Source organism: Rhizobium sp. Leaf311, assembly GCF_001423445.1.
Lineage (GTDB): Bacteria > Pseudomonadota > Alphaproteobacteria > Rhizobiales > Rhizobiaceae > Agrobacterium.
The window spans coordinates 201,952-226,627 of sequence record NZ_LMNZ01000007.1; the positions used below are offsets into that span (position 1 = coordinate 201,952).

23 protein-coding genes are annotated in these 24,676 nt (G+C 58.5%); 13 read left to right on the forward strand and 10 right to left on the reverse strand.

Translation table 11 applies throughout. The annotated features are described in order from the left end of the window. Positions 1-43: 43 nt before the first annotated feature. Positions 44-916 carry an amidohydrolase family protein gene (locus tag ASF69_RS11385; protein ID WP_062587482.1) on the reverse strand — a complete coding sequence of 291 codons (873 nt, stop codon included), beginning with the start codon at positions 914-916 and terminating at the stop codon, positions 44-46. A 70-nt stretch (positions 917-986) separates the two neighbouring features. Further along, positions 987-1,739, reverse strand: a complete 753-nt coding sequence (locus ASF69_RS11390; protein ID WP_244475455.1) for a FadR/GntR family transcriptional regulator — start codon at positions 1,737-1,739, stop codon at positions 987-989. 285 nt (positions 1,740-2,024) lie between these two features. Here ASF69_RS11390 and ASF69_RS11395 point away from each other — a divergent pair, with 285 nt between their 5' ends. Together ASF69_RS11395 and ASF69_RS11400 are read left to right on the forward strand one after the other, a co-directional pair. After that, on the forward strand, positions 2,025-2,609 hold the full coding sequence (locus tag ASF69_RS11395; RefSeq protein ID WP_062587484.1) for a TadE/TadG family type IV pilus assembly protein: 585 nt from the start codon (positions 2,025-2,027) through the stop codon (positions 2,607-2,609). After that, positions 2,593-3,201 carry a TadE/TadG family type IV pilus assembly protein gene (locus ASF69_RS11400; RefSeq protein ID WP_244475451.1) on the forward strand — a complete coding sequence of 203 codons (609 nt, stop codon included), beginning with the start codon at positions 2,593-2,595 and terminating at the stop codon, positions 3,199-3,201. Before ASF69_RS11395 ends, ASF69_RS11400 begins: the two co-directional genes overlap by 17 nt. An 82-nt stretch (positions 3,202-3,283) precedes the next feature. Here the strand turns inward: ASF69_RS11400 and ASF69_RS11405 are convergent, their stop codons facing one another. Continuing rightward, a complete protein-coding gene (locus tag ASF69_RS11405; RefSeq protein WP_062587487.1) occupies positions 3,284-4,612 on the reverse strand; it encodes an MFS transporter in 1,329 nt (442 codons plus the stop codon). A gap of 314 nt (positions 4,613-4,926) precedes the next feature. Here ASF69_RS11405 and cyoA point away from each other — a divergent pair, with 314 nt between their 5' ends. From cyoA to upp, 8 genes are all read left to right on the forward strand, one after another. Next, positions 4,927-6,018: a ubiquinol oxidase subunit II gene (cyoA, locus tag ASF69_RS11410; RefSeq protein ID WP_062587489.1), complete on the forward strand. Its 1,092-nt coding sequence runs from the start codon at positions 4,927-4,929 to the stop codon at positions 6,016-6,018. 140 nt (positions 6,019-6,158) lie between these two features. Beyond that, entirely contained in the window at positions 6,159-8,162 is a 2,004-nt protein-coding gene (gene cyoB / locus ASF69_RS11415; RefSeq protein WP_062587491.1) for a cytochrome o ubiquinol oxidase subunit I, read from the forward strand. Between the two features lie 4 nt (positions 8,163-8,166). Next, positions 8,167-8,793, forward strand: coding sequence for a cytochrome o ubiquinol oxidase subunit III (cyoC, locus tag ASF69_RS11420; protein WP_062587492.1), 627 nt, complete (start codon positions 8,167-8,169; stop codon positions 8,791-8,793). Then, on the forward strand, positions 8,793-9,197 hold the full coding sequence (gene cyoD / locus ASF69_RS11425) for a cytochrome o ubiquinol oxidase subunit IV (RefSeq protein ID WP_062587494.1): 405 nt from the start codon (positions 8,793-8,795) through the stop codon (positions 9,195-9,197). Before cyoC ends, cyoD begins: the two co-directional genes overlap by 1 nt. A gap of 123 nt (positions 9,198-9,320) precedes the next feature. Beyond that, on the forward strand, positions 9,321-10,115 hold the full coding sequence (locus ASF69_RS11430) for an SURF1 family protein (protein ID WP_062587496.1): 795 nt from the start codon (positions 9,321-9,323) through the stop codon (positions 10,113-10,115). Positions 10,116-10,201: 86 nt separating this feature from the next. Next, positions 10,202-11,422: a phosphopentomutase gene (locus ASF69_RS11435; RefSeq protein WP_062587499.1), complete on the forward strand. Its 1,221-nt coding sequence runs from the start codon at positions 10,202-10,204 to the stop codon at positions 11,420-11,422. Continuing rightward, positions 11,419-12,405 carry an adenosine deaminase gene (locus tag ASF69_RS11440; RefSeq protein WP_062587501.1) on the forward strand — a complete coding sequence of 329 codons (987 nt, stop codon included), beginning with the start codon at positions 11,419-11,421 and terminating at the stop codon, positions 12,403-12,405. The genes ASF69_RS11435 and ASF69_RS11440 overlap by 4 nt, the downstream gene beginning before the upstream one ends. A 106-nt stretch (positions 12,406-12,511) precedes the next feature. Next, a complete protein-coding gene (gene upp, locus ASF69_RS11445; protein WP_062587503.1) occupies positions 12,512-13,141 on the forward strand; it encodes a uracil phosphoribosyltransferase in 630 nt (209 codons plus the stop codon). A 78-nt stretch (positions 13,142-13,219) separates the two neighbouring features. Here the strand turns inward: upp and ASF69_RS11450 are convergent, their stop codons facing one another. Beyond that, positions 13,220-13,537, reverse strand: a complete 318-nt coding sequence (locus tag ASF69_RS11450; RefSeq protein ID WP_062587505.1) for a hypothetical protein — start codon at positions 13,535-13,537, stop codon at positions 13,220-13,222. Positions 13,538-13,670: 133 nt separating this feature from the next. After that, positions 13,671-15,167 (reverse strand): CoA-acylating methylmalonate-semialdehyde dehydrogenase, encoded by a 1,497-nt coding sequence (locus ASF69_RS11455; RefSeq protein WP_062587736.1) that lies wholly within the window; start codon positions 15,165-15,167, stop codon positions 13,671-13,673. A 108-nt stretch (positions 15,168-15,275) separates the two neighbouring features. Between ASF69_RS11455 and ASF69_RS11460 the strand changes: the two genes are divergently transcribed. After that, positions 15,276-16,166 carry a LysR family transcriptional regulator gene (locus ASF69_RS11460; protein ID WP_062587506.1) on the forward strand — a complete coding sequence of 297 codons (891 nt, stop codon included), beginning with the start codon at positions 15,276-15,278 and terminating at the stop codon, positions 16,164-16,166. Here the strand turns inward: ASF69_RS11460 and ASF69_RS11465 are convergent. The 5 genes from ASF69_RS11465 to hutI are packed head-to-tail and all read right to left on the reverse strand — an operon-like array spanning position 16,150 to position 22,001. Beyond that, entirely contained in the window at positions 16,150-16,716 is a 567-nt protein-coding gene (locus ASF69_RS11465; RefSeq protein WP_062587509.1) for a HutD family protein, read from the reverse strand. The two genes, ASF69_RS11460 and ASF69_RS11465, sit on opposite strands and share 17 nt — an antisense overlap. 5 nt (positions 16,717-16,721) lie before the next feature. Continuing rightward, positions 16,722-18,395 carry a urocanate hydratase gene (gene hutU / locus ASF69_RS11470; RefSeq protein WP_062587510.1) on the reverse strand — a complete coding sequence of 558 codons (1,674 nt, stop codon included), beginning with the start codon at positions 18,393-18,395 and terminating at the stop codon, positions 16,722-16,724. Continuing rightward, entirely contained in the window at positions 18,392-19,207 is an 816-nt protein-coding gene (gene hutG / locus ASF69_RS11475; RefSeq protein ID WP_062587512.1) for an N-formylglutamate deformylase, read from the reverse strand. The genes hutU and hutG overlap by 4 nt, the downstream gene beginning before the upstream one ends. Positions 19,208-19,209: 2 nt before the next feature. Further along, complete coding sequence (hutH, locus tag ASF69_RS11480) at positions 19,210-20,745, reverse strand: histidine ammonia-lyase (RefSeq protein ID WP_062587514.1); 1,536 nt, start codon at positions 20,743-20,745, stop codon at positions 19,210-19,212. Next, positions 20,742-22,001, reverse strand: a complete 1,260-nt coding sequence (gene hutI, locus ASF69_RS11485) for an imidazolonepropionase (protein WP_062587515.1) — start codon at positions 21,999-22,001, stop codon at positions 20,742-20,744. The genes hutH and hutI overlap by 4 nt, the downstream gene beginning before the upstream one ends. An 87-nt stretch (positions 22,002-22,088) precedes the next feature. Between hutI and ASF69_RS11490 the strand changes: the two genes are divergently transcribed. Together ASF69_RS11490 and ASF69_RS11495 are read left to right on the forward strand one after the other, a co-directional pair. After that, positions 22,089-23,432, forward strand: coding sequence for a formimidoylglutamate deiminase (locus ASF69_RS11490; RefSeq protein WP_062587518.1), 1,344 nt, complete (start codon positions 22,089-22,091; stop codon positions 23,430-23,432). A gap of 88 nt (positions 23,433-23,520) precedes the next feature. After that, positions 23,521-24,450, forward strand: coding sequence for a DMT family transporter (locus tag ASF69_RS11495; protein ID WP_062587738.1), 930 nt, complete (start codon positions 23,521-23,523; stop codon positions 24,448-24,450). Positions 24,451-24,676: the final 226 nt, after the last annotated feature.

Below are 24,676 nucleotides of genomic sequence, written 5' to 3' on the forward strand. Positions count from 1 at the left end.
TCTCATCACCTTCAAAGGCCCGGCTCAGCCGGGCTTTTTTGTGTCACCGGTCGGCTGGCGCAAAGCCAAAGAGCTCTTCCGGATTCGTGACGAGCGCTCTGTAGCGCGCCTCCCCGGATGGCAACCAGGACAACACCGTGTCGAGAAGTGCTGCATCGTCTGGATAGTCAGCCGTCGTTTTTGCGTTGTTATGCGGCCAGTTCGTGCCCCAGATGATGCGTTCGGGCGCGTGCGCGGCCATCGCCCGTGCAACAGCGGCGATATCCTCGAAATCGGGGCCTCCGGACCGGCTGGATTCATAGCAGCCTGCGAATTTGAACCAGCAGCGGCCGCGATCGATCAGTCGCTTCAGTGCCTCGATTTGCGGGCTATCGGGCGTAACGCCCGCAAAGAATTTTCCGTGATGATCGAAAATCCAGCGGCTCTTGAGGCCGGAAAGGCGCTGTTCGTGTTCAAGCAGCCGCGACCCATCGAACTGAATCGCAATACACCAGCCAAGCTGGCTTGCCATATCGTCCACCTCTTCCAGATGTGAAAGATCGACGGCACCGCCCGGAAGGTCCATGATACGCGCGCCCACCACGCCAGCTTCGGCAAGCTCCTGCAACTGGTCCGGAGAGGTCTGGCGGGTAATGACGGCCACGCCTTTTGCCGCGGGCCCCATGGCGCGAAGACAGGCAACCAGGTTGCCATTGTCGCGCTGATGGGCGTTGCCCTGGGTAATGACGACCCGATCAATCCCAAGCCATTGCATCAGCCGGCGGTATTCCTCGGGACCGGGTGCATCCTCGGGCAGGGGAGGCCCGCCCTCTTGTCCGGGAAACTCCGGCAGATACATGTGCATCTGCGTATCGATCGTACCTTTCGGCAGAGCGATACCCGGCTGCCTGCCCTCGAATGTTCTGATGATTGTCATGACGTCTCCGCTCCTTCGGCACGACTGGGTGGGGCTAGGGGAGTGTCGATCTGGCCGCTCTTGCTGCGACCTAGCGGTCTACGTGCCGCAGCATTGCCCGGTACCGCTGCTGGCTGCCCTTGAGGTGCTGTCGCATCGCTTCGCGCGCTGCCGAGGAATCGCCATCGGAGATGGCATTGACGATCGTCTCATGTTCATTCTGCAGCTGGTTGAGATAGGCCGCCGCAGATTTTTCCGATTGCGATGCCCGAAGTGCCGCACGCGGAATGACGTTTTGCCCCATCACCTCAAGGAATTCGCGAAAACGCGGATTGTTTGTGGCATCGGCAATGGCGAGGTGAAGCTTGAAGTCGGCCTCTGCGGTTGGTTGTCCCTTCTCGATACAGTCCTGTACGACGGAAAGACAGCGCATGATCGCCTCTTCCTGAGCAGGGGATCTGCGAATGGCAGCCAGTTCCGCCGCTTCCGTTTCGACAGCGGCGCGCAACTCCAGCAGCTCAATGATGGATGAAATGCGGTCGTGGTCCACATCCTGAAAAGGCTGCGCCTGCTGCGCGGGAAGGGCCAGCACGAATATGCCCGCTCCGTGTCGGGCTTCCACCAGCTTGTCGGCTCGCAGCGCCGCCACAGCCTCACGTACGACGGTGCGGCTGACCTTATACATCTCGGTCAGGCCTGCTTCGCTTGGCAATTTGTCACCCTGTTTGTATTCGCCCGAAAGGATTGCATGACGCAAGGCGTCGGCGGTCTGGGTGACGAGCGAACCGCCCGCGCGGCCGATCGATGACTGTTCTTTCGTGCTGCCTTCGATGTTTTCGTTCAAGCTGGCCACCCATCACTCCAGGCAATATTGAGGCGTGTTTCCGCGACCTCGACTTTAATTTTCCCGCGCAAATATCCCGTAATTCCACGCAATAGGCAATATTTATATTATTTCCAGAGGATATTGATATGAGGTCCTGAAGGCTTTGGTCGTCTGGAAATCGTTTCATCGAAGCAATGCGATGTTTTCGTGCAAGAAAATGTAAACGAAGCCGTCATATGCTTTGTCTCGCATAAACGCTTTCGGGCAGAAATGCTTTCCTGTCATGAAGATTGAAAAAGCTCGATGCGATTACTTGTTTCGAAAGCCAGACTTGCCCGGCGCTTCGCGGCTTCGCGCGAGGGGGCGGCAGCGATAGAGTTTGCCATTCTGGCAATTCCCTATTTTCTCGTTGTCTTCGCCATCATCGAGACCTTTCTGGCGCTGGTGGGCGAGCAGCTGGTGACCAACGCGACAGATACGCTGGCACGCAAGCTGCGCACCGGACAGATTTCCAACACCATCACCCGCGAAGACTTCAGAAAACAGTTCTGCGCCGAAGTTTCCATTCTCATCACCTGCTCGGCCGATGAAATCAGAACACCGCAGAAGCTTTATATCGATCTGAGGCGGTTCAACGCTTTTGCGGATATTCCAAAAAACATCGCGCTCGTTCCAAACGGACAGTATTTCGATCTCGATACGTCGGCTTTCGGCTTTTCACCAGGAGGTCCGTCATCCATCAACATGTTGCGGGTCTATTATCGCTGGCCGGTCATCACAGATCTGGTTCGTCCCTATCTGACGAAAATCCGCCCGTTGGACGGGTCGATGCCATCCCACTTTCTGATCGTTGCAACGGACGCCTTCCGCAATGAAGCCTATCAGTGAGCGCCGACAGATGATGACACGGTCAAAAAAGATGCTGAGCGCGCTTGGCCGAACGCTGAACAGGCTCAAAGGTGATCGTCAGGGGTTGGGCGCGGTTGAATTCGCGATCATCTTCCCGATCCTGCTTTCGCTTTATATCACGGCCTTTGAGCTGACGATCGGCTTTAGCGTCTATAAGCGGGCAACGCGCGCAGCCGGAGCGATAGCCGATCTGGTTTCGCAGCCGCAGACGGTCAACAAGGCCTATCTCGCCACGATGACGGACGTGGCATCGGCTGTTTTCGCCCCCTACCAGACCACCGGGATGACGTTGAAGATCAGCGGTATCCAGATCGACGCGAACAAGGTCGCCAGGATCGCCTGGTCATGGGAACAGAGCGGAAAGCCGGCCTACAATGAAGGTACGATTGTCAGCATTCCCAATAACTTCAAGCAGGCGAACGGCTTCATCATTCACTCCGAACTGACGATCCCTCATTCCCTGCTGATGTTCATGTCCTCGCTGTCATCGACGATAACGCCGATAACCATCAGCCGGGACTACTATTTCGCCAAGCGCGAAGCTGACCCCATCACCTGTGGCGATTGCTGACAGCAATTTCAGTCTCGATATTCTTTTCGGACAATAGAACACCGCAGAGTGGTCGTCACTCTGCGGTGTTGATTGCCGATATTCACTCGGACGGCATGTCCAGCGTGCGGCTGAAATACAGCGCGACGATGGTGCAGACGGCGCCAGACAGAAGATAGATACCGACTGCGAAGAGTCCGAACTTGGACGAGAAGCCAAGAGCCACGAGTGGTGCAAAGCCCGCACCGATCAGCCAGGAAATATCCGACGTCAGCGATGCACCCGTGTAGCGATATTCACGGCTGAAGCGGGACGCCAGCGCACCACCCGATTGACCGAAGGACAGGCCGAGCAGGGCAAAGCCGATCAGCACGAAGAGATAACGTCCGATGTCACCCGAGGCCAGCAGCACCGGCGCTGCAAAGCTGAAGATGGCAATCAGGGCTGCCGCGATGCCGATCAGCTTGCGGCGACCGATCTTGTCGGACAGTACGCCGGAAACGACGATCATGCCGCCAGCGATAATGGCGCTGACGAACTGGACGAACAGGAAGTCGGACACTCTCTGGCTGGTGTTGAGCGAAACCCAGCTCAAGGGAAATACGGTCACAAGGTGAAACAGCGCGAAGCTCGCAAGCGGCACGAAGGCGCCGGTCAAGACAACGCGGGACTGATTGCGCAGCATCTGGAACATGGGCTTGGGCTCAAGCTCATGCTGTTGCAGCATGGTCTGGAACTCGGGCGTCACGATCATGCGCAGGCGGGCAAACAGGGCGAGCACGTTGAGAGCCAAAGCCACGAAGAAGGGGAAGCGCCAGCCCCAGGCGAGGAATTCCGGATTGGAAAGCTGCGTCGTGAAGATGATGAAGAAGGCACTGGCAAGGCCAAAGCCCATGGCGGCACCAAGCTGCGGCATCATCGCATACCAGCCACGCTGTCTTTCCGGCGCGTTCATGGCCAGAAGCGACACGAGGCCATCCCATGCGCCACCGAGGCCAATACCCTGACCTATGCGGAACACGGCCAGCAGGATGGGCGCTATCATTCCGGATTCGGCGTAAGACGGCAGGAAGCTGATGGCCATGGTGGAGCCGCACAGCGTAAACAGGGCAGCTGTGAGTTTCACGCCGCGACCAAACTTCCGGTCTATCTGGAGGAAGATGAGCGAGCCAATCGGGCGGGCGATGAAGGCAAGCGAGAATACCGCAAAAGAATAGAGGGTCGCGGTAAGCGGATCGACGAAAGAGAAGAAGACGTGAGGGAAAACAAGTGCCGAGGCGATGGCATAGACGAAGAAGTCAAAAAACTCAGTCATTCTTGCCAGGATGACCGCAATCGTGATGCGGTCCGGATCGACAGCGACAGGCGCTTTGGCTTGGCCGTTTATCTGATTTCCGTCTTTGTAAGATGAGGCCGTGTCGACATAACTCATAAAATTCCCTCCTGCGTATGGTCTTGCCATGTCAGTAACGCGCACGGCTCCTCATCCGTTCACATCACTGCGGCGGATTGTCACACACGGGTTTCACCTCGTCAAATGAAGTTTGTCGCCAAGGGTTGCCCAAAGGGCATCCTGTGAGATAATGCAGCGACTTCTGCATAAAAGGCCGATTTCTGGTAGCCGCGATGAGCGCGGTCAGAAACTTATGTTGCACCGCGACAAACTACCTCATGTCATTTATGACGTTTGCTAAGTATACGCCACAATACCCAAAACAGTACGAGTCCCAAAACGTGCGCACGCTTATGAAATTACCCCCAGCCCTCGTGGCTATTTCGTCCATGCTGCTCCTGAGCGGCTGTGACCTCGTTGTGATGAATCCATCCGGAGACATCGCCGTCCAGCAGCGAGATCTCATCATCACCTCTACGGTCCTGATGCTGCTGATCATCGTTCCGGTTCTGGCGCTCACCCTGTTCTTCGCCTGGAAGTACAGAGAGTCTGCCAAGGCCGAGGATTATGATCCCGAGTGGCACCATTCCACGCGTCTGGAAATGGTTATCTGGTCCGCTCCGGTGGCGATCATTCTCATGCTTGGCACGGTGACGTGGATTTCGACACACCGTCTGGATCCTTATCGCCCGATCGAGCGGATCGACGAAGACCGTCAGGTGACGGCCGACATGAAGCCGATCACGGTCGAAGTCGTCGCCATGGACTGGAAGTGGTTGTTCTTCTATCCAGAGCTGGGCATTGGCAGCGTCAATGAATTTGCAGCACCGGTCGACGTGCCGATCAACTTCAAGATCACCGGCACGACGGCGATGAACTCGTTCTTCGTTCCGGCGCTTGCGGGGCAGATCTATGCCATGGGTGGCATGCAGACCAAGCTGCACGCGGTCATCAACAAGCCGGGCGTCTATGACGGCTTTTCGGCCAACTTCTCCGGTCCCGGCTTTTCGCACATGCGCTTCAAGTTTCATGGCTTGAGCCAGGAAGGCTTTGACCAGTGGGTTGCCAAGGCCAAGGAAGGCGGCAAGGGCTTCGGCCGCATGGAATATCTGGAGTTTGCCAAGCCGAGCGAGCGTGAGCCGGTGCAGTATTTCGCCAATGTCGATCCTGAGCTTTACGACGCAATCCTCAACCGCTGCGTCGAACCCAACAAGCTGTGCATGCGTGACATGATGCATATCGACGCCAATGGCGGCGGCGGCAAGGAAGGTATCGATGTTGCCAAGGCGCTGAACTCTGTCGTCTGCACGCCTCTTTCGCCTTACGGCGTGGCGTCCGGTCCGCAGTCTCTGCCAGCAGCGATCGAAGGCCAGACATTCCAGCCGGCTGCTCTGCCTGCTGACACGAAAGCGCAACTGCAGCCCGCCAGCAAAAGCGCTGGCTGACCAGGTGAATTGCATGGGGGCGTGCGCGGCACTCGCGCAGCCCTGAGCGTCGGATCGTCCGGTGCGTAAATTCAATGATGTGGAGTGATTGTTGTCGTCCCGTTGGACGGCTGCGCTCCAGAAAATCGCAAGAGGCTAAAATGGTCGTCAATACCGATCAAACGTCGTTCCTTTTCGGGAAGCTGACGTGGGAGTCAATTCCCCTCCATGAGCCAATCCTGATCGTGACCTTTGCGGTCGTGGCCCTTGGTGGGGCCGCCCTTCTGGGTGCGATCACCTATTTCCGGCTCTGGGGCTATCTCTGGAAGGAATGGTTCACCAGTATCGATCACAAGAAGATCGGTATCATGTACATCATTCTCGCCCTCGTGATGCTGATGCGCGGCTTTGCCGACGCCATCATGATGCGTCTTCAGCAGGCCATCGCATCCGGCGGTTCGGAAGGCTATCTCAACCCGCACCACTATGACCAGATCTTCACCGCCCACGGCGTGATCATGATCTTCTTCATGGCGATGCCGATGATCACCGGCCTGATGAACTACATCATTCCGTTGCAGATCGGCGCGCGTGACGTGTCGTTCCCGTTCCTCAACAACTTCTCGTTCTGGATGACGACTGCCGGTGCCATCATCACCATGATCTCGCTGTTCATCGGTGAATATGCGCAGACAGGCTGGCTCGCCTATCCGCCACTGTCGGGCATTCAGGGCAGCCCGAGTGTGGGTGTCGACTACTATATCTGGGGATTGCAGATCGCCGGTGTGGGAACGACCCTGTCAGGTATCAACCTTATCGCCACCATCATCAAGATGCGCGCACCGGGCATGACCATGATGCGCCTGCCGATCTTCGTGTGGACCTCGCTGTGTTCCAACATCCTGATCGTGGCCTCCTTCCCGATCCTGACCGGAACGCTCGCACTTCTGACGCTCGATCGCTACGTCGGCACGAACTTCTTCACCAACGACCTTGGTGGAAATCCGATGATGTATGTCAACCTCATCTGGATCTGGGGTCACCCTGAAGTCTATATCCTCGTGCTGCCTGCCTTCGGCATTTTCTCGGAAATCGTTTCGACCTTTTCCAACAAGCGCCTCTTTGGCTATGCCTCGATGGTGTATGCGACGGTGGTCATCACCATTCTGGCCTATGTCGTGTGGCTGCACCACTTCTTCACCATGGGCTCGGGCGCCAGCGTCAATGCCTTCTTCGGCATTACCACGATGATCATCTCGATCCCCACGGGCGCGAAGATCTTCAACTGGCTCTTCACCATGTACAAGGGCCGCATCAAGTTCGACGTTCCCATGCTGTGGGCCATCGGCTTCATGATCACCTTCGTCATCGGCGGCATGACCGGCGTTCTTCTCGCCGTGCCTCCAGCGGACTTCGTGTTGCACAACTCGCTGTTCCTGATCGCCCACTTCCACAACACGATCATCGGCGGCGTCGTCTTTGGTGTTCTGGCCGGTATTGCCTACTGGTTCCCGAAGGCCTTCGGCTATCGTCTGGATCCATTCTGGGGCAAGCTGTCCTTCTGGTTCTGGTTCGTCGGCTTCTACTTCGCCTTCATGCCGCTCTATGTTCTCGGCCTGATGGGCGTGACCCGCCGCCTCAGCCAGTTCGAAGACACCTCGTTGCAGATCTGGTTCATCGTCGCTGCCTTCGGTGCATTCCTCATCGCACTCGGCATCGCCTCCTTCATCATCCAGCTCATCGTCAGCTTCCTGCGCCGTGAAGAGTTGCGTGATGTCACCGGCGATCCCTATGGCGGTCGTACACTGGAATGGTCCACCTCTTCACCGCCGCCTGCCTACAACTTCGCTTTCACGCCGGTCGTGCATGAAATCGATGCCTGGGCGCATATGAAGAAGCACGGTGCAGAACGCCCGGTCGATGGCTTCATCCCCATCCACATGCCGAAAAACACCGGCACTGGCGTGATCATCAGCGCGATCAGCGTCGTGCTCGGCTTCGCACTGGTGTGGCACATCTGGTGGCTGGCAATCGTCTCGATGGTTGCGATCATCGCGGTCTCCATCGCCCACACCTTCAACTACAATCGCGACTATTACATCCCGGTTTCGGATGTGACGGAAGTCGAAGCAGAACGTACGAAGCTGCTGGCAACTCAGGCGTAACAGAATGTCTCAAGCACCTGCCCAGAGCGCCGATGGCGCAGAAAAGCCGGTCTTCTACCTGAAGGAAGACCACCACCCGGAAAACGGTACATCCATCGGTTTCTGGCTGTACCTGATGAGCGACTGCCTTATCTTCGCAACGCTCTTTGCAACCTATGCCGTCGTCGGCCGCAGCTATGCGGCCGGTCCTTCCGGCGCAGATCTGTTCGATCTCAAGCTGGTGGCGATCAACACGGCCTTCCTGCTTCTGTCCTCCATCACCTATGGCTTCGCCATGCTGGAGGCAGCCAAGAAGAACGTCAACACGACGCTGGTGTGGCTGGCCATTACCGGCCTGTTCGGCCTCGCCTTCCTCGGGCTTGAACTTTACGAGTTCTCCCACCTGATCCACGAGGGTGCAACGCCGCAGCGCTCCGCCTTCCTGTCGGCCTTCTTCGCGCTGGTCGGCACGCACGGTCTGCACGTCACCTTCGGCGTCATCTGGCTGGTGACGCTGATGGTGCAGGTCAAGAAGTTCGGCCTGCATCCTGAAAACATGCGTCGCCTGACCTGCCTGTCCATGTTCTGGCACTTCCTCGACGTGATCTGGATCGGCGTCTTTTCCTTTGTCTATCTGGTTGGAGTTCTGTGATGGGTTCGAACGCACACGACCATAGCCACGCGCATGATCACGGTCATGATCACCACCACGACAGCGGTGAGGATCACGGTTCCTTCAAGAGCTACATGATCGGCTTCATTCTCTCGGTCATCCTGACGGCAATACCCTTCTGGCTGGTCATGGGTGATGTCATCGAAAACCGCACGACAACCGTGATCGTCATCATGATCTTCGGCGTCATCCAGGTTTTCGTGCACATGATCTACTTCCTGCACATGAACACCAAGTCGCAGGGAGGCTGGACCTTCATGTCGCTGCTGTTCACGCTAGTCGTCGTCATGATCACGCTCGTCGGTTCGCTCTGGGTCATGTACAACATGAACAAGAACATGATGCCGACCATGACGATGGAGCAGATGCGCAACATGCCGTAACCGGCATCGCGGCAACCTTCTGGCGGCCCGCGCAACAAGCGGGCCGCTCTTCTCCGAGAGACACAAAACCCCATGAATCGGAGATCGGATTCATGGGGTTTTCTGTTGAGCGGGAAAGCTCGAATGACCATTCAAAATGAAAATACGCCGCGCAGGGGCATCCGCCCTGCGGCCATCGTCGTTATCCTCATGACCGTTGTGCTGACCGGTTGCCTTTTGGCGCTCGGCACATGGCAGGTCAACCGGCTGGCATGGAAGCGGGACCTGATTGCCAATGTCGAGGAGCGTGCGCACGCCGCCCCCGTGGAGGTGCCTGCGGTTAGCGAATGGACTGCCATGACCGACCCATCGCAATACGAATATCGCCGCGTCCACCTGTCCGGCACATTCCGCCATCGCGACGAGGTGCAGGTCTATACGGTCTCCGATCTCGGCCCCGGCTACTGGGTGCTGACGCCGCTGCAACGGGATGATGGTTCCTCCGTCATCGTCAACCGCGGCTTCGTGCCGACCGAAAAGCGCGAGCCGTCTACGCGTCCGCAAGGCGAGGTCGAAGGCCGTGTCGATGTTGTTGGTTTGATGCGCGCGCCTGAGACCGGCGGGCTTTTCCTGCGCACCAACGATCCGCAGAACAATCGCTGGTATTCGCGCAATATCGCCCAGATTGCCGAGACCAGACAGATCGCGAATGCCGCACCCTTTTACGTCGATGCTGATGCAACGCCCAATCTGGGCGGGCTTCCCATCGGCGGCAAGACCATGCTGACCTTCCCCAACAATCACCTGTCCTATGCCATTACCTGGTATATCCTGGCAGGCATGGTCGTGGCTGCGGGCTGGTACGTCACGCGTAATCTTAATGCGCCGAAGGCAGGCAGAGCCGGTGATCCGGCGTCCGACGCACAAGACAGTGCTTAAAGAAAGCGTTTCCCCTTTTCTCCCGCGGTGATTATATCACTCGTTTGTTATCGCGGCCCTCTGCGCCGCGCTTTTTGTGGTGACGCATGGCACGGGCCTTTCTTCTCGTTCTTGATTCCTTCGGCGTGGGTGGCGCGCCGGATGCCGAGCAATATGGTGATCTCGGTTCCAACACGCTTGGGCATATCGCGGAATTCTGTGCGGCCGGTGCTGCCGATCGCGCAGGCCTGCGCTCCGGCCCCTTGAAGCTGCCGAACATGTCGGCGCTTGGGCTTTTGAATATCGCCCATCTCTCGAGCGGAGAGGCGCCAGCGGGAATGGAGCCGCCGGAACGCATCTATGGCATTCACGGCTGCGCCAATGAGGTTTCCAAGGGCAAGGACACTCCGTCGGGCCATTGGGAAATTGCAGGGACACCGGTGCGCTTCGACTGGGGCTACTTCCCGACGGAAGGTGACGCCTTCTCGCCCGAACTGGTCGAGGCCATCTGCGAACAGGGCGAGGTTCCCGGCATTCTCGGCAATTGCCATGCATCCGGGACCGAAATTATTGCCCGCTTCGGCGCCGAGCACATCCGTACCGGCAAGCCCATCTGTTATACCTCCTCGGACTCGGTGTTTCAGATCGCCGCCCATGAGCAGCATTTCGGGCTGGAGCGTCTGATCGCTTTTTGCCAGACGGTGCGCAAACTGGTCGATCCCCTGAATATCGGCCGCGTCATTGCTCGGCCATTTACCGGCGAAACCGTTACCACGTTTGAGCGAACCGGCAATCGCCGCGATTTTTCCGTTCTGCCGCCGGAACCGACCCTGCTCGACCGTCTGGTGGAAATGGACCGCAAGGTTCTCGCCATCGGCAAGATCGGCGATATCTATGCGCATCAGGGTGTTTCCCGCGTCATCAAGGCCAATGGCAACGAGGCGCTGATGGATGCGACATTGCAGGCGATGGAAGAGGCCGAAAACGGCGATCTCGTCTTCACCAATTTTGTCGATTTCGACATGATCTATGGCCACCGCCGCGATGTGGCAGGTTATGCCGCAGCACTCGAGGCATTCGACGCCCGTCTGCCGGAAATTCACCGCAAGATGCATCCGGGCGATATCGCCATTCTTACCGCCGACCATGGCTGCGACCCGACATGGCGCGGCACGGACCATACGCGTGAGCGAGTGCCGATCATGGCCTTCGGCCCCGGCATTCGTGAACGCAATATCGGGATACGCTCGAGCTTCGCCGATATCGGCGAAAGCATCGCCTCCCATCTCAGCATCCCAACCGGCCGCCACGGCAGGAGTTTCATGTGACGTCGCATTTGTTGAAAGCAGAAATCCACTGCCATCTGGAAGGTGCCGCCCCGCCCGCGCTGGTGGCAATGCAGGCCCGGAAATACGGCATCGACAGCAGCAGCTTCCTGCGCGATGGCGCCTATATCTGGACCGATTTTGCCGAATTCATCCGCTGTTATGACGCCGTGGCGCAAGTCTTCAAGACCGAGGAAGATTACGCGCTTCTGACCGAGACCTATCTGACCGAACTGGCCGGTGAAAACACCATCTACAGCGAACTCATCATTTCGCCCGATCACGGCGACCGCATATGCCTGGGCGCGGATGCCTATCTCTCCGGCATCGCTGCAGGCATTGCGGCGGCAAAGGAAAAGACCGGCATCGAGGCGCGCATCATCGTTACCGGCGAGCGCCATTTCGGCCCGGACAGCGTGATTGCCGCTGCGGAATATGCGGCGCGCGTCAAACACCCGCTGATAACGGGCTTCAACATGGCGGGCGAAGAGCGGATGGGCCGGGTGGCGGATTATGCCCGTGCCTTCGATATCGCCCGCGATGCCGGGCTGGGGCTGACCATTCATGCGGGCGAAGTCTGCGGCGCGTTCAGCGTGGCCGATGCGCTCGATCTTATCAAACCACAGCGGATCGGCCATGGTGTGCGCGCCATCGAAGACGATGCATTGGTGGCGCGGCTGGTGGAACTCGGCACGGTGCTGGAAGTCTGCCCCGGCTCCAACATCGCGCTCAACGTCTACCCGGATTTCGAAAGCCACCCCTTGAAGCGTCTTCGCGATGCGGGCGTGCGCGTCTGCATCAGCTCCGACGACCCGCCGTTTTTCCACACCTCGCTGGCGCAGGAATATGAGATTGCCCGGCATGCCTTCGGTTTCAGCGATGCGGAGATCGATGCCATGACCCGCACCTCGCTGGAGGCTGCGTTCGTGGACGAGGAAACGCGGGCGCGACTTCTGGCGAAGCTGGATGCGCACGCAACCGCCTGAGCATCGATCAAGCGAAGGCAGGGCAAAATGCGCTTCCGGTCTTGCGAAATCCCCTCATTCGGTGAAATACAGAAAACATCATAGATCAGAGAAAAGGCCAGTTTTCATGGACGGCGTCACCGTTATCGATCATCCGCTCGTGCGGCACAAACTTACCATCATGCGCAAGAAGGAAACTTCCACGGCAGGCTTTCGCCGCCTGCTGCGCGAAATTTCCACGCTTTTGTGCTACGAGGTCACGCGCGATCTGGAAATGACGATGGAAACCATCGAAACGCCGATGCAGACCATCGAAGCGCCGGTTCTGGAAGGCAAGAAGCTTGTCTTCGCTTCCATCCTTCGCGCTGGCAACGGCCTTCTGGAAGGAATGCTCGAACTCGTTCCCTCCGCTCGCGTCTCGCATATCGGCGTCTATCGCGATCATGACACACTGGAAGCGGTGGAATATTACTTCAAGGCACCGGAAAATCTCGATGCCCGCCTGATCATCGTTGTCGATCCGATGCTGGCAACCGGCAATTCGTCCATCGCCGCTGTCGAGAAGCTGAAGGAACGCGGCGCAAAGAATATGCGCTTCCTCTGCCTGCTGGCCGCCCCGGAAGGTATCAAGAACTTCCGCGAAGCCCACCCGGATGTTCCAATCTACACCGCCGCCATCGACAGCCACCTCAATGAGCAGGGCTATATCATGCCCGGCCTGGGTGATGCGGGCGACCGCATGTACGGCACCAAGTAATCAAATTTCGAAGTCTATCGGACTGCTTGTTATCAGCATCCGTCAGAAACGCCGCCCAAAAGCGGCGTTTCTGCTTTTTCAAGCCGGAACGGCATTGACGGAAAGATCAACCCCAATTGCTACGGCTGCTGCCGAGTTCACCTCAGGCCGATCGGCGAAGCGATAACCCTTTTCCAGCAGTCGCTGCGTGAATTGCTTGTTGTAAAGGAAGCAGAAAATCAGTTGCGCGATCCCACAGCTGAAAATCGCCAGAAAAAAATGCAGCACGGCAACTCCCAGTTCGCCCCTGATGAGTGGAACGAACCAGCCGAAGAATAAGTATGTCCATGAAAAACCGTAGAAGCCCTTTCTCAGGACGCCATTTTCATTGTTTTTCATCATAACTGTTTTAGCCATTCAAATAATCCTTTCTGAGAAAATGAAGCGATAGAAAGGAATTATGAAAATACGAATTAAGTCCTGATAACAAAAAAAGGCGACCTTAAAAGATCGCCTTTCTTGTAAGAAAAATGAAACGATTACATCGAAACTACTTCATCGTCGGCATGACGAATTCTGCGCCGCTCTTGATGCCGGACGGCCAGCGCGCCGTGACCGTCTTGGTCTTCGTCCAGAACTTGATCGAGTCGGTGCCGTGCTGGTTGAGATCGCCGAAGCTCGAAGCCTTCCAGCCGCCGAAGGAGTGGTAGGCCAAGGGAACCGGGATCGGAACGTTGATACCGATCATGCCGACATTCACGCGGCTGGCAAAGTCGCGGGCCGCATCGCCATCACGGGTAAAGATCGCGACGCCGTTGCCATATTCATGCTTCATCGGCAGCTCAAGCGCGTCCTCGTAGTTCTTGGCGCGAACGACGGACAGAACCGGTCCGAAGATTTCCTGCTTGTAGATGTCCATGTCGGTCGTGACATGGTCGAACAGGCAGCCGCCGACGAAATAGCCGTCTTCATAACCCTGAAGCCTGAAATCGCGACCATCGACCAGAAGCTTTGCGCCCTGTTCGACGCCGCTGTCGATCAGTCCCTTGACGCGGGTCTGTGCTTCCTTCGTCACCAGCGGGCCCATATCGGCCTTGTCATCGGTGTAAGGGCCGATCTTCAGCGCCTCGATCTGCGGAATGAGCTTTTCGACGAGGCGATTTGCGGTTTCCTCGCCAACGGGAACGGCGACGGACACAGCCATGCAACGCTCACCGGCAGAACCGTAGCCCGCACCCATCAAGGCGCTGACAGCCTGGTCGAGATCGGCATCCGGCATGATGATCATGTGGTTCTTCGCACCACCGAAGCACTGGGCGCGCTTGCCGTTCATGGCTGCCGTGCCATAAACATAGCGTGCGATTGGGGTCGATCCGACAAAGGATATTGCGCCGATGTCAGGGTTGGTCAGCAAGCCGTCAACCGCGCTCTTATCGCCATTGATGACATTGAGGATACCGGCTGGAAGGCCAGCTTCCATCATCAGTTCCGCTAGACGGATAGGCAAAGACGGATCGCGCTCCGAAGGCTTCAGGATAAAGGCGTTGCCGCAGGCGATGGCCGGGGCGAACATCCACATGGGTATCATGCCGGGGAAGTTGAAAGGCGTGATGCCAGCGCCGATGCCCACAGGCTGGCGCAGCGAATACATGTCGATGGACGGGCCAGCACCTTCGGTGAACTCACCCTTCTGCAGATGCGGAATGCCGCATACGAACTCGCAGACTTCTAGACCACGGATGATGTCGCCCTTGGAATCTTCCACCGTCTTGCCATGTTCGCTGGAAAGCAGCGTGGCAAGCTCGTCCATGTTCTGGTTCAGCAATTCGACAAACTTGAAGAACACACGGGCGCGACGTTGCGGGTTGGTGGCCGCCCATTTTGGCTGTGCGTTTTTCGCACTTTCGACGGCGGCGAGAATTTCCGCATCGCTTGCCAGAGACAGCGTGGCCTGCACTTCGCCGGTTGCCGGATTGTAGACGTTGGACGTGCGGCCGCTGGTGCCTGCCACCTGCTTGCCGTCAATGAAATGGCCGATCTGCTTCACGGGTCGTTCCTCCATAAAATGATGGTCCCAGTTTTGCGCTTTGAATTGCGCAAATCAATGGCCTGCAATAATCATCCATTGTGCAGAAATAGGCATAAGGGTTGCGCTATGAATTGGGACGATGTGCGTTTTTTCTTAAACGTGGCCCGAAGCGGGCAGTTTCTGGCGGCCGCCAGAAAGATGGGCGTCAACCACGCAACGCTGAGCCGCAGGGTTTCGGCGCTGGAGGCGACGCTTGGCTGTCAGCTGTTTCTGCGCAGCACCACCGGCTGCACATTGACGGAGGATGGCACGCGCTTTCTGGCCTCCGCAGAACGGATGGAAACGGAAATGCTGAGCGTGCAGTCCGATCTCGGGCGCGGGGATGCCGCAATTACTGGCACCGTGCGAATTGGTGCGCCCGATGGCTTCGGCGTCTCGTTTCTGGCGCCGCGTCTCGGCGCGCTGACAGCGCTTCATCCCGATCTGACAATCGAGCTGGTGCCGGTGCCGCGCTCCTTCTCGCTGTCGCAGAGAGAGGCGGACATCGCAATTACGATCGAGCGGCCAGAACAGGGGCGGCTGGTGTTTTCGAAACTCACCGACTACTCGCTTGGCCTCTATGCGTCGACGTCATATCTGGCCAGCTATGGCGTGCCGACGACGGTCGAAGACCTCAAGGACCATCGCCGCATCGGCTATGTCGAAGATCTCATCTTCTCGCCGTCGCTCAATTACACCGGCGAAATCCTGCGCGATTGGGGAGCAAGCTTTGCCATATCCAGCGCCATAGGACAGACGGAAGCCGTGAGATCCGGCGCAGGCATCGGCATTCTCCATGACTATATCGCCAGAAACCATGGAGACCTCATGCGTATTCTGCCGAGCATCTCAATCCACCGCTCCTACTGGACCGCCTTCCATGAGAACGCCCGCCAGTTGGCACGCGTCAGAACCGTGGCGCAATTTCTGCAGGACATCGTCGCAGGCGAAAGGTCCATCTTCAGCCCTGCGGCGTGAGACGGATTACATAGCAGACGATGTCATCGGCCTGAACATCCGTCGCGACGTCAATCGACATCGCATCCAGTGCCCCCAAGGCAAAGGACTGGTGAGCCGACACGGCAAAAGCATCACCCGTTGCCAGCACGAAAACACGGTCGCTTGGTGCATTCCTGCTGACGCAGAAACGACCCGTTACGCGCTCTACGCTGTGACTGAAACGTCCTCGCCTTGTCATGACGTTCAGGTCTGTAATCGGTCCATCGACCAGCCTTGCCACCACAGGCACATCCGCCGCAAATGTCAGCGGCTGGCTTTCACGCATCAGCAGCACGGCCGCTTTGCCATCAATCTCCAGCCCCATGCCGTTTCCATCCAGGATGGATAGTGTGCGATCTATCCCGGGGAAAATCGAAAACGCACCATCGCTGGCAACCGTCGCCATGCTGATGCGCCAGTCGAAATCATCGACCGATGCATGGGGAGGAAAAACGGCGATCTCCACCGTCTCTCCGCCACCGTTCTTCCACGGCATCCGCTTGTGTTCGCTTGCGCGGAAGAGTGCCATGGCGCTCAGTTGCCCAGAATGCCGGGAAGGCGCAGGCCCTTTTCCTTCGCACAATCCAGCGCGATGTCGTAACCGGCATCGGCATGGCGCATGACACCCGTTGCGGGGTCGTTCCACAGCACACGATCCAGTCTGCGGGCCGCATCATCGGTACCATCGGCGCAGATGACAACGCCCGAATGCTGCGAGAATCCCATGCCGACGCCTCCGCCGTGGTGCAGGGAGACCCAGGTCGCACCCGAGGCCGTGTTGAGGAGGGCGTTGAGCAGCGGCCAATCGGACACAGCGTCCGAGCCATCCTTCATCGCTTCCGTCTCGCGGTTGGGCGAGGCCACGGAGCCACTATCGAGGTGATCGCGACCGATAACGACGGGCGCTTTCAACTCCCCGCTTTTGACCATCTCGTTGAACGCCAGCGCCAGTCGATGGCGGTCGCCAAGGCCAACCCAGCAGATGCGGGCGGGAAGGCCCTGAAAGGCGATGCGCTCCCGAGCCATGTCGAGCCAATTGTGCAGGTGGGTGTTGCCCGGCGTGAGCTCCTTCACCTTGGCGTCCGTCTTGTAGATATCCTCAGGGTCGCCCGAAAGAGCCGCCCAGCGGAAGGGGCCTATGCCGCGACAAAAGAGCGGGCGAATATAGGCGGGAACGAAGCCGGGAAAGGCGACGGCGTTTTCCATGCCCTCTTCCTTGGCAACCTGGCGGATATTGTTGCCGTAATCGAGCGTGGGAACGCCAGCATTCCAGAAATCCACCATGGCTTCGACCTGCAGCCGCATGGAAGCGCGCGCCGCCGCCTCCACGGCTTTCGGGTCGCTCTCCTGTTTGGCGCGCCATTCGGCAACCGTCCAGCCGATCGGCAGATAACCGTGAACAGGATCATGCGCCGAGGTCTGGTCGGTGACGATATCAGGACGAATGCCGCGTCTGACGAGCTCCGGGAAAATTTCGGCAGCATTTCCGAGAAGACCGACGGACTTGGCTTCACCTGCCTTCGTCCATTGGTCGATCAGCTCAAGCGCCTCATCCAGCGTATGCGCCTTTGCGTCCACATAGCGCGTGCGCAGCCGAAAATCGATGCGGGTTTCGTCACATTCCACGGCAAGGCAGCAGGCGCCGGCCATGACGGCAGCAAGAGGTTGCGCCCCGCCCATGCCGCCAAGGCCACCGGTCAGGATCCATTTGCCCTTCAGATTGCCGTCATAATGCTGGCGACCGGCTTCCACGAAGGTCTCATAGGTTCCCTGCACGATGCCCTGGGTGCCGATGTAGATCCACGAACCGGCGGTCATCTGGCCATACATGGCCAGCCCCTTCTTATCCAGTTCGTTGAAGTGCTCCCACGTTGCCCAATGCGGAACCAGGTTGGAGTTGGCGATCAGCACGCGCGGCGCGTCCTTGTGTGTGCGAAACACGCCCACGGGCTTGCCGGATTGCACCAGCAAGGTCTCATCCTCGTTGAGGTCCTTCAGGGTGGCGAGAATCCTGTCGAAATCCTCCCAGGTGCGTGCGGCGCGACCGATGCCGCCATAGACCACCAGCTCATGCGGGCGCTCCGCCACATCGGGGTCGAGATTGTTCATCAACATGCGCAGCGGCGCTTCGGTCATCCAGCTTTTGGCGTTAAGCTCCGGTCCGCGTGGCGCACGGACCTCGCGTTCATTGTGGCGCGGGTTGGTCATGCTGTTACTCCCCTGTCCTTGGCATCGAGCGCGAATTTTTCCAGGCGCTGCAGAATGTCCTTGAGATGAATGCGTAGCCTTGAGGCCTTGTCGCTGTCATAGGCGAAAGGTGGCGTTTCCGTTGCGAGATGGGTGGATTGGGCCAGTTCCATCTGGATGGCGTGAACGCCGGTTTCAGGCTTTCCATAATGGCGTGTCGTCCACCCACCCTTGAAGCGGCCGTTCAACACGGAGGTGTAGCCTTGCGCCTCCGCCCCACCATCGCGGACGATCGTTTCGATGGCAGGGTCGCAGGTGCGGCCCATATCCGTGCCGATGTTGAAATCTGGCAGCGCGCCATCGAACAGGAACGGAATATGAGAGCGGATCGAGTGGCAATCATAGAGAATGGCAATGCCGTGGATGGCCTTCACCCGCGCAATTTCAGCCGAAAGGGCTGCGTGATAGGGCGCGTGAAACTGTTGCAGCCGCTTTGCGATATCCGCATCGGTCGGCTCCTCTCCCTCGTTCCAGATCGGATTGCCATCGAAATCCGTCTCAGGCACAAGGCCGGTCGTATTCTGGCCGGGGTAGAGGCTCACACCCGCAGGATCGCGGTTCGCATCGATGACATAGCGGTGGAACGTGGCTCGAACGGTCGTCGCGTCATCCAGCAGTCCGGCGTAGAGGTCGTGAATGTGCCAATCGGTATCGGCAAGGGTTCTGCCATTGCCGTTCAGCCGCTCCCATATGTCCGCTGGCACTTCGGTGCCGGTGTGCGGCAGCCCTAAAATGATCGGCGATGATCCCTGATGGAGTTCGAAAACCGGCATCCTCATCCCTCCAGTTTGGGCAGAATGCCGTCCGAAATGACCGAAACGAGCGCGCCGGATGCGATCAATTCCGATGCAGCCTTCAGATCGGGAGCCATGTAACGGTCATCATCCAGCGAGGGAATGACGCCGCGCAGCACGGCAACGGCTTTGAGCAATTCCGGGCTGGTCTTCAGCGGTCCGCGCAATTCCACGCCTTGCACCGCAGACAATGCTTCGATGCCGAGAATGGCAAACAGGTTTTCCGTCATCGGCAAAAGCCGCCGCGCCCCGTGGCACGCCATGGAAACATGGTCTTCCTGATTGGCAGAGGTGGGCGTGGAATCGACCGAGGCCGGGTGAGACATCTGCTTGTTCTCGCTCATCAGGGCTGCGGACGTTACCTCGGCAATCATCAGGCCGGAATTGAGCCCGGGTTTTTTCGACAGGAAAGCGGGCAGGCCGTAGGACAGGGCGGGATCGACCAGCAGGGCGATACGGCGCTGGGCGATGGCACCGATTTCGCAGATCGCCAGCGCCGTCTGGTCGGCCGCAAAGGCCACCGGCTCTGCATGGAAGTTGCCCCCGGAAACAACCGAATTGTCGGAGAGAACAAGCGGATTGTCGGTGACCGCATTGGCTTCGATTTCCAGGGTACGCGCGACCTGTCGCAGAAGGTCTAGGCAAGCGCCATCCACCTGCGGCTGGCAACGGATGCAATACGGGTCCTGCACGCGCTCATCGCCCTCGATGTGGCTCACCCGAATTTCCGAACCCTCCAGCAGGCTGCGAAGCGCAGCTCCGGCGTCGATCTGGCCCTTATGGCCGCGCAGCGAATGAATATCAGGGTGGAACGGTGCGGAAGACCCCATCGCGGCATCGGTGGAGAGAGCGCCTGTCACCAGCGCGGCCTGTGCCGCCCGGTGTGCCCGAAACAGCCCGGCCAGCGCCAGCGCAGTGGACGTCTGCGTGCCGTTGATGAGCGCCAGACCTTCCTTTGCCGCAAGGACGACAGGCTTGAGACCGGCCTTCTCCAGCGCGTCTGCGGCGCTCATGCAGGCGCCGCCGTAAAATGCCTCGCCTTCACCCATCATAACGGCGGCCATATGCGCAAGCGGTGCCAGATCGCCGGATGCGCCGACCGATCCCTTTTCCGGAATGGACGGGATCACGCCCTTATCAAGCATGTCCTCGATCAGCCGCACGAGTTCCAGCCGGACGCCGGAGGCTCCACGACCGAGCGAGATCAGCTTCAGCGCCATGATCAGACGAACGACATTTTCCGGCAATGCCGCGCCCACGCCGCAGCAATGCGAAAGAATGAGGTTGCGCTGGAGCGTTGCCACATCCGCAGCATCGATACGGATCGATGCCAGTTTTCCAAAGCCCGTATTGATGCCGTAGACCGGGGCGTTGCCGGCTGCGATCTCCGCAATCCGCCGGGCGGCCTTTTCAATGCCCGCATCGAAGGACGAATGAAGCCTTGCCGCGCCATTGTTCCAGTAGATGTCAGCGAGATCGCCAAGCGTTACGGAGCCGGGGTGAAGAATGATGCTCATGGTTTGATGGTCCGTCCTTTGAAAACATGCGCATGAAGCGGATTAAAGCCGATGCGGTAGACAAGCTCGGCAGGTCGTTCGATGTCCCAGATCGTGAAGTCAGCTGATTTTCCGGTCTCCAAAGTGCCGGTTTGCGCCGAGAGGCCCAGGGCTTTCGCCGCGTTTCGGGTCGTGCCCGTCAGGCATTCGTCGACCGTCAGACCAAACAGGGTTGCGCCCATGTTCATGGTCAATAAAATTGAAGTCAGGGGCGAGGTTCCGGGGTTGCAATCGGTCGCCAGCGCCATGTCGACGCGCAGGTCGCGAAGCATCTGCACCGGCGGTTTGCGTGTTTCCCGTAAGGCATAAAACGCGCCGGGAAGAAGGACCGCAACCGTGCCTGCCTTTGCCAGCGCGCCTGCCCCCGCCTCGTCCAGATATTCCAGATGATCGCTGGACAGGGCGGAATAGGACGCCGCAAGCTCCGCACCGCCGAGATTGGACAATTGTTCGGCGTGAAGTTTGACCGGCAGGCCCAGTGCCTTCGCCTTCTCAAAGACAGGCTGCATCTCTTCGACGGAAAATGCGATGCCTTCACAGAAGCCGTCGACGGCATCGATCAGCCCCTCGGCATGGCCGCGCTCCATACCGGGCAAGACAATGTCGGCGATGTAATCTCTGTTGCGCCCCTTGTATTCGGGCGGGGTGGCGTGAGCCGCCAGATAGCTGGTGACGATCCGCACGGGTCGCAAGCTTGCAAGTCTGCGCGCGACGCGAAGCATTTTCAGCTCCGTTTCGATATCGAGGCCATAGCCCGATTTGATTTCCACCGTCGAAACGCCCTCGCCAAGAAGCGTATCCAGACGCCGCAGTGCCTGCTCCGTCAGTTCCTCTTCGGAAAGGCTGCGGGTGGACCGCACGGAGGAAAGAATACCGCCGCCCGCCCTGGCGATCTCCTCGTAAACAGCGCCATTCAGCCGCATCTCGAACTCCATGGCGCGATCACCGCCGAAGACCAGATGGGTGTGGCAATCGATGAGGGCAGGGGTAATCCAGCGCCCGGCGCAATCGAAACGCTCGCCAGCCATGGCAAGGTCACCGGGAAGCTCTTCCTGCAGCCCCGCAAAGGCTATTTTTCCATCACGAACGGCAATCACACCGTTTTCAACAATTCCAAGGCCGGGCAGGGTTGGGGCGAGGGTCGCCAGCCTCGCATTGTACCAAAGCGAGATGCTGTTTTCCTGTCCGCCGACGGTTGAATCGAAGTTTGCGGTCATGCCAGATTTTCCTTCCCTTGGGTTTAATATGTATATACATAATAGAACCGTAGGCAAGTGCCATGATCAGGAAATTGAGGTGCTCGAATGTGGATCCACGCCGAAACCGCTTTGTTGCCAGAGGGTTGGCAGAACAATGTCAGGCTCGAAATTGTCGATGGCAGGATCGCTTCGGTCGCCGCCGGTGTCCCGGCGCAAGCTGGTGACGACCGGCAACAGCTTCTTGTGCCTGCGATGCCGAACCTCCACAGCCACGCATTCCAACGCGCCATGGCAGGTCTGGTCGAAAGGCGAGGAGAGACGGCCGACAGTTTCTGGAGCTGGCGCAAGCTCATGTATCATTTCGCACTGACCATGACGCCGGATCAGATGGAGGCGATCGCCGCGCAGCTCTACATGGAAATGCTGGAGGCGGGTTTTGGGCGTGTCGGCGAGTTTCACTATCTCCACCATGACAGGGATGGCGGACATTACGCCAACATTGCCGAACTGTCGGAGCGCATCGCCTCGGCGGCGTCGCACACAGGAATTGGGCTGACACTCTTGCCCGTTTTATACGCCCATGCGGGTTTTTGCGGGCTGGCACCGGTCGAAGGGCAAAGGCGTTTCATCAATGGTCCCGATAGTTTTGCGCAGCTTTTCGAAGCTGCGACACGGGTGGTTTCGACGCTGCCCGGTGGCGTCATTGGCGTGGCTCCCCACAGCCTGCGCGCGGTAACGCCGGAAGAACTGGCCTTCGCCACCCGGCTCGCACCTTCGGTCCCCCTGCACATTCACATCGCCGAACAGGTCCGGGAAGTGGAAGATTGCCTTGCATGGTCCGGCCAGCGACCGGTGGAATGGCTGCTGGACAATGCCGATGTGACGGACCGGTGGTGCCTGATCCACGCCACCCACATGACGCAGGAAGAAACGGCTGGCCTTGCCCGCAGCGGCGCAGTCGCGGGCCTTTGCCCGGTAACCGAGGCCAATCTCGGTGACGGTACGTTTCCCGCCCGCCAGTTCATCGATGCCGGTGGGGCGCTGGGCATAGGGTCCGACAGCAATGTGCTGATCGGCGTTGCCGATGAGTTGCGGCAGCTGGAATATTCACAAAGGCTGGCTGATCGCGCGCGCAGCGTGCTGGCGCCCGCGGGCGGATCGACCGGCAGAGCCCTGTTCGATGCCGCCATTGCCGGTGGCGCGCAATCTCTGGGAACAAGGGCAGGCATCGCAGAGGGCCTTTCGGCAGATTTCCTGTCGCTCGACACATCGGCAGCACCCTACCTGACCCGTGACGATGTGCTGGACGGATGGATATTTGCCGGTCTCGCAAAGCCTGACACCGTCTGGATCAATGGCAGGCCGGTTGTGCGCAACGGGCGGCACGTGCAGCGTGACGTCATTTCAAAACGCTTTCTCGCGGCCATGAGAGACCTCATGTTGAAATAGATATCCCTAAATTACATATCTGCTCACCCCAGGGCTTGACTTGGAAAAGGGCCTCATCGATCCATGGAATCTCCAGGGAGTGCAGATAATGCCCAATTTCATTCGCCAGCTTTCCCCCACCGGTCTTGGGGTGGCTGTCATGCTGCTCGGTATGCTTCTTTTTGCGTTGAACGATGCCATGGGCAAATGGCTGGTCTCCACCTATAGTCTGGGCCAGGTCATCCTGATCCGCAGCGCCGCTGCACTCATCATTCTGGTTCCCATTCTCTGGCGTGCGAACATATCCAGTGTCCTGCGCGTCGAGCGCCCCATGCTGCAGGCTTCCCGTGCCATGTTCTCGACGGCAGAGCTGTTCTGCTTCTACTTTGCCGTCAAGGCGTTGCCCCTGGCGGATGTGATGACCTACTGGCTCGCCGCACCGATCTATGTTGCGGCACTGTCGCCTTTCCTTCTGGGGGAAAAGGTCGGCTGGCGGCGCTGGACGGCAATCGCCATCGGCTTTGTGGGCGTGCTCATCGCGCTCAAGCCAAGCTCGGCTTCGCTCACGCCAGCCGCACTCTTCTCCATTCTGGGCAGCGCCGCCTTTGCATTCATGATGCTGTCAGGCCGTCAGCTGAGGAATACGCCGGATACCGTGCTTGCGTTCTGGCAGATCATCGGTGCGGCCCTTGCCGGGATCGTCGCAATTGCCGTCACGCCAGACGGATGGGTGCCGTTGAAATCAGGCTTCGATCTCTCCCTGCTTGCCCTTCTCGGTATCGTCGCCATGGCTGCACATATGCTCGTCAACAGGGCGCTGAAGCTGGCCGATGCAGCGACGGTTGCGCCGCTGCAATATACGCTGCTGCTCTGGGCTGTCGTCTTTGGCTGGCTGATGTTTGGCGATATTCCGCAGCCAAGCATTGTCATCGGAGCGGGGCTCATCGTTCTGTCCGGTCTTTACATCTTCTTTCGGGAAAATGCGCTCAAACGCAGGCTGGCAACAGCCGCAAACGCGCCGCTCGAGGACGTCGTCTAGCTCGTTCCCGCCGCCATTTTCCCATGGTGAAAGAAGCATCCGGTCAAAGCGGCGCGATCTTGGTCGCAAAGATGGAGATGCAACTTTTATTTGCATTATCGGCTATATTAGCCGCGATTAATCTGAATTGGCCGCGAAAAACAACTTTAAACTTGACGAAATCAAAACTTTGAGAGACTACAGCCTGACATGGCCCCTGACATCGGGCCTTGATTGAACTTTGGTG

Coding starts and splice junctions, on each gene's coding strand:
- ASF69_RS11385 (WP_062587482.1), bottom strand. CDS start 916: ATGACAATCATCAGAACATTCGAGGGCAGGCAGCCGGGTATCGCTCTG.
- ASF69_RS11395 (WP_062587484.1), top strand. CDS start 2,025: ATGCGATTACTTGTTTCGAAAGCCAGACTTGCCCGGCGCTTCGCGGCT.
- ASF69_RS11400 (WP_244475451.1), top strand. CDS start 2,593: ATGAAGCCTATCAGTGAGCGCCGACAGATGATGACACGGTCAAAAAAG.
- ASF69_RS11405 (WP_062587487.1), bottom strand. CDS start 4,612: ATGAGTTATGTCGACACGGCCTCATCTTACAAAGACGGAAATCAGATA.
- cyoA (WP_062587489.1), top strand. CDS start 4,927: ATGAAATTACCCCCAGCCCTCGTGGCTATTTCGTCCATGCTGCTCCTG.
- cyoB (WP_062587491.1), top strand. CDS start 6,159: ATGGTCGTCAATACCGATCAAACGTCGTTCCTTTTCGGGAAGCTGACG.
- cyoC (WP_062587492.1), top strand. CDS start 8,167: ATGTCTCAAGCACCTGCCCAGAGCGCCGATGGCGCAGAAAAGCCGGTC.
- cyoD (WP_062587494.1), top strand. CDS start 8,793: ATGGGTTCGAACGCACACGACCATAGCCACGCGCATGATCACGGTCAT.
- ASF69_RS11430 (WP_062587496.1), top strand. CDS start 9,321: ATGACCATTCAAAATGAAAATACGCCGCGCAGGGGCATCCGCCCTGCG.
- ASF69_RS11435 (WP_062587499.1), top strand. CDS start 10,202: ATGGCACGGGCCTTTCTTCTCGTTCTTGATTCCTTCGGCGTGGGTGGC.
- upp (WP_062587503.1), top strand. CDS start 12,512: ATGGACGGCGTCACCGTTATCGATCATCCGCTCGTGCGGCACAAACTT.
- ASF69_RS11450 (WP_062587505.1), bottom strand. CDS start 13,537: ATGGCTAAAACAGTTATGATGAAAAACAATGAAAATGGCGTCCTGAGA.
- ASF69_RS11460 (WP_062587506.1), top strand. CDS start 15,276: ATGAATTGGGACGATGTGCGTTTTTTCTTAAACGTGGCCCGAAGCGGG.
- ASF69_RS11465 (WP_062587509.1), bottom strand. CDS start 16,716: ATGGCACTCTTCCGCGCAAGCGAACACAAGCGGATGCCGTGGAAGAAC.
- hutU (WP_062587510.1), bottom strand. CDS start 18,395: ATGACCAACCCGCGCCACAATGAACGCGAGGTCCGTGCGCCACGCGGA.
- hutG (WP_062587512.1), bottom strand. CDS start 19,207: ATGCCGGTTTTCGAACTCCATCAGGGATCATCGCCGATCATTTTAGGG.
- hutH (WP_062587514.1), bottom strand. CDS start 20,745: ATGAGCATCATTCTTCACCCCGGCTCCGTAACGCTTGGCGATCTCGCT.
- hutI (WP_062587515.1), bottom strand. CDS start 22,001: ATGACCGCAAACTTCGATTCAACCGTCGGCGGACAGGAAAACAGCATC.
- ASF69_RS11490 (WP_062587518.1), top strand. CDS start 22,089: ATGTGGATCCACGCCGAAACCGCTTTGTTGCCAGAGGGTTGGCAGAAC.
- ASF69_RS11495 (WP_062587738.1), top strand. CDS start 23,521: ATGCCCAATTTCATTCGCCAGCTTTCCCCCACCGGTCTTGGGGTGGCT.